The sequence below is a fragment of the Streptomyces sp. NPDC002057 genome, assembly GCF_040296665.1.
Taxonomy (GTDB): domain Bacteria; phylum Actinomycetota; class Actinomycetes; order Streptomycetales; family Streptomycetaceae; genus Streptomyces.
In genome coordinates, this window is record NZ_JBEOXR010000112.1 from 1 (window position 1) to 3059 (window position 3059).

Sequence of the window (3059 nt, forward strand, 5' to 3'; positions counted from 1 at the left end):
CCCGCCCGATCTGGCCCCGCCCGTCGCCGCACCGGCCCCGGCCGTCGCCACCCCGGCCGCCCCTCCCTCCCGCAACGGATCGAGGACCGTGCAGTTGTCGTACGCCATACCCGCCGCCGTGCCGTCGTGGTGGTCCGTACAAGCGGCCCGCCTGCTCGCCCGTGTCTCCCGGACCGGGCACGCGCCGGTACGGGGGAGACATCCGCGCGCGTCCGACACCCCGTACGACCGGGGGCGGGCCCGGGTCCAGGGCCACGTCACCGAGCCGCCGCCCACGCTCACCGAGCTGTACCGGGCCCGGCGGCTCGACATGGTGCGGCTCGCGCTCTTCCTCGTGGACGACCTGCACACCGCCGAGGACGTCGTCCAGGACGCGTTCGCCGCCGTCTGCCGGACGTACGGCACCTCCCTCCACGGGCTCCAGGACCCGGGCGCGTACCTGCACACCGCCGTGCTCAACGCCGCCCGCTCCGTGCTGCGCAGGCGCCGCACCGCCCGCGCCTACACCCCGCCGCACCCGGGAGCGGAAGCGCCCGTCGACGAGGGACTGCTCCTCGCCGAGGAGCACCGGCACGTGCTCGACGCGCTCGCGCTGCTGACCCGGCGCCAGCGCGAGGTCCTCGTCCTCCGCTACTGGTCGGAGCTGACCGAGGCGCAGATCGCGCAGACGCTCGGGCTGTCGCGCGGCACCGTGAAGTCCACCGCGAGCCGTGCGCTCGACGCCCTGGAGAAGAAGCTGGAGGCGGGCCGATGAGACCGCACACGGAGGCGCCCCGCACCCCCGCGGAGGAGCGGTTGCGCGCCGCGTTCGCCGCCCGCGCCGCCCTCGTGACCCACCGGGACCTGCGGCGCGACGCTCCCCCGCGGGGGCGGAGCTGGGGAACGCGCCGGGTCCGCGGGGCCGCCTTCGCCGCGCTCGGCGCGGCCGTCGCCGTGGCGGCCGCGTACCTGCTCGTCCTGGCGTCCGTCGGTCCGGTCGCCCCGGCTCCGGCGCCGCCCGCCCGTCCGCCGGGCTCCAGCGAGTCCCCGGTCCGGCCCACCCCGCCCCCGGACCCGGCCACGCCCTCGCCGTCCGTGGCCCGTCCGGACCGGGGGGAGCCGGAGCCCGTCGAGGAGCCCTGAGGCGTGTCCTCCGGATCCCGCCAGTCGGGCGGGATCCGGAAGACGCGGCCTAACTCCGGTTCACCGCGGGCCGGGGGTCGCTCCACACCGTCACGGTCAGCGCGTACGCGCCTTCCGTCTCCTCCCCGACGTGCAGGAAGCCCACGGCCCCGTTGTCCAGGTAGACGCACACGTCGAGGTTCTTGGCCTTGTACATGGAGAAGCTTTTCCTGAAGCTGCTCTTGCTCTTGCAGTTCTCGTACGTCGGGGATTCCGACTGTTCCAGCAGGACGAACTGACCGCCCCTGGGCGCCGACACGCCTCCGCTCCAACCGAAGGAGACGTCCTTCTCCTTGTACTCGTCCTCCGCCTTCGGCCTCATGGGGACGGCGTTCAGATCGAATCCGTAGTTCCTGGACAGCTGGAACGACTCCGTGCGCGGGGGCTTGTTCGGTGCGACGGTCGCGGATGCCGAGGGCGTCGGCGTGGGCGTCGGCGTGGGCTCGGGTGTGGGGTCGGAAGCCGACGCGGAGACGGAGGCCGACGGGGTCGGGGTGGGTTCGGACGCGGACCGGGACGCCTCGGTCGGGGTGGACGGCGCCGAAGGGACGGCTCCCGCCGACCCCTTCCGGTCGTCCTCGCCGGCTGCCAGGAGGAGTGGTACGCCGATCCCGATCGCGGTCGCGAGCAGGATCCCGATCGCGGCGATCTTGTCGCTCATCGAGAACCCGCGCCACCTCGCGACGAGGCGCCCGCAGGTCCTGCCCCACCAGGACGAGGAAGTGGAATTTCCAGAAGACGGTGCAGTGGCCAACAAAGCCTCCATGCAAGCGTGTTCAAGCACTCTGCCGACGGATCCGAAGGGAAGGATGCCTCGCCCAGCAGAACACCCGTGCCGCGGAGATCGTTCCCCGGCCATGGCTCCATATTTCCTGATTACTTAGGCGGGTGGCCGTACGGCGCATGTGCGTAGATCCGCTACGGCTCCGTGGCCCGTCGCCGTTCGACTGCTCCCGGCGGGGAGCGGCGAGTTCTGCCACCATCCGGTCCGGCCGGGGTGGCGGAGTGGCCGGGTCGGGTCCCGGTCCCGCTCCGCGGCCCCGGCCGCCGCACGTCAGTCCGCTACGTCGATGTGCATGTTGAAGCGGACCCCGTTGACGCGCACGAGCAGGTTCCCCTGTACCCCGCGGCGCGCGAGCGTGGCTCCCACGGCGCCCTTGCCGAGGGCGGCCTTGTCCTGGGGGGCGTGGCTGACGAAGTCGGAGAAGACACCTCCGGCGGCGAGGGCCGAGGCGGCCCGCCATTCGTCTCGCAGGTCGCGGTAGGCATCGCGGTCCATCGGCTTGCCGCCGAGCCCGAGGTTGACCCGCTCGCCCCCGATGTACGTGGCGGCGCACTGGTCGATGATCTCCCGGACCAGGGAGTCCTTGAGGGAGTAGTGAACCTTGAGGGCGGCGATCAGGCCGGCGGGGTCGCCGGCGAGCTTGGCCTTGCGGGCCTTGGCGGCGGCGTCCTTGCGGAGTTCCTCCTTGTCGCTGTCGATGGTCTTGTGGGCCTCCGCGAAGCCGTACTGCTTCTGCTGGGCGATGGAGACCGACGAGGCCCACTTCTCGGGGGTGACCCACTCGGGGTCGAACCCGATGGACTCGCAGTACTCCCGGAGGTCCTGGTCGGCTTCTTCCTCGGACGCGGCGAACTTGGGCATGGAACGGCTCCCCCTCCGTCGTGTACGGCCCGCGGCCCTGCCCGCGGCCCGTGGCGGGATCCAACGTGCCACGGGTGCGGGGACTTGTCAGCGGCTCGCACCAACCAGGACATTCCTTCAGATCATCGGATTGTCGGTTGATATGCGTCGTTGACTGGGGAGATGAGCGGGGGCGTCGCACGGGAAGGGCCGGAACCCCGGGGTTCCGGCCCTTCCCGTGCGGAAGAGCACACGGCTGAACAGCAGTCACCCT

4 protein-coding genes are annotated in these 3059 nt (G+C 72.2%); 2 read left to right on the forward strand and 2 right to left on the reverse strand.

Translation table 11 applies throughout. From position 1 onward, the window contains the following. The first annotated feature begins 88 nt into the window (after positions 1 to 88). Complete coding sequence (locus ABT129_RS37925; RefSeq protein ID WP_502982044.1) at positions 89 to 754, forward strand: RNA polymerase sigma factor; 666 nt, start codon at positions 89 to 91, stop codon at positions 752 to 754. Then, the gene (locus tag ABT129_RS37930; protein WP_351910814.1) at positions 751 to 1122 is read left to right on the forward strand and encodes a hypothetical protein; all 372 of its coding nucleotides are present in this window, start codon (positions 751 to 753) and stop codon (positions 1120 to 1122) included. The genes ABT129_RS37925 and ABT129_RS37930 overlap by 4 nt, the downstream gene beginning before the upstream one ends. 49 nt (positions 1123 to 1171) lie before the next feature. Here ABT129_RS37930 and ABT129_RS37935 read toward each other — a convergent pair whose 3' ends face one another. Together ABT129_RS37935 and ABT129_RS37940 are read right to left on the reverse strand one after the other, a co-directional pair. Continuing rightward, positions 1172 to 1822 carry a hypothetical protein gene (locus ABT129_RS37935; RefSeq protein WP_351910816.1) on the reverse strand — a complete coding sequence of 217 codons (651 nt, stop codon included), beginning with the start codon at positions 1820 to 1822 and terminating at the stop codon, positions 1172 to 1174. A 393-nt stretch (positions 1823 to 2215) separates the two neighbouring features. Then, on the reverse strand, positions 2216 to 2806 hold the full coding sequence (locus ABT129_RS37940) for a hypothetical protein (protein ID WP_351910818.1): 591 nt from the start codon (positions 2804 to 2806) through the stop codon (positions 2216 to 2218). Between the last annotated feature and the right edge of the window lie 253 nt (positions 2807 to 3059).